The organism is Heliobacterium chlorum (assembly GCF_014502795.1).
Lineage (GTDB): Bacteria > Bacillota > Desulfitobacteriia > Heliobacteriales > Heliobacteriaceae > Heliobacterium > Heliobacterium chlorum.
This window is the reverse complement of the sequence record NZ_JACVHF010000143.1, coordinates 1-576: the sequence shown is the minus strand read 5'-3', so window position 1 is coordinate 576 and position 576 is coordinate 1. Positions and strand designations below refer to the sequence as shown.

At 48.1% G+C, this 576-nt stretch carries 1 protein-coding gene; it reads right to left on the bottom strand.

What is annotated here, in order from left to right; all coding sequences use genetic code 11:
• A partial coding sequence (locus H1S01_RS22835) for a major capsid protein (protein ID WP_341479150.1) occupies positions 1–347 on the bottom strand: 347 nt, incomplete at its 3' end.
• Positions 348–576: the final 229 nt, after the last annotated feature.

Below are 576 nucleotides of genomic sequence, written 5' to 3'. Positions count from 1 at the left end.
TCTAGAGCTAAGGCTTTTGCTTTCAGGTCCGTATGGATGGAGCGAATGTCGTTGACGTTACCTCGGGTTTGCACGAGGAATTTATCAATATCCACGTCTCCGCCAAGAATATATAATCCTTCAGAAAGCTGGTTGACCACACCCGCCGATTCTACATAGCCCTCGTTAACGGAACGGAAGGCGATGCCCGGTAAGGTCTGCTCCTGATTGTACTTGTACGAGTTGCCCGAAATCTCCATGAACGGCAACAGTTCTAGAATCGGAGAAGAACGGGCAAAGGTTTGAATCACGCCTTTTTGCAGGATATCTGTTGATAGCTTTGCGGCTTCCGTCATTGTTAATGCCAAAGAAATAATTCCTCCCTATGTGCTGTTTTGGGGCAAAGAAAAAGCGCAATCCGCTAAGGGATTACGCTCGTTGAGCATAGCCCATTTTGAGAAGTTGGATGGAACTAAGCTGATTGAGATCAGTGGTCTGGGCTTGAGCCGGATTAGTCGCCTGGCCGACAGGCTGTTCTTGTTTTGAGCCAAATAATCCTTTCTTTTCGGCGGCCGCCAGCCATTCTAGCTTAGCTTC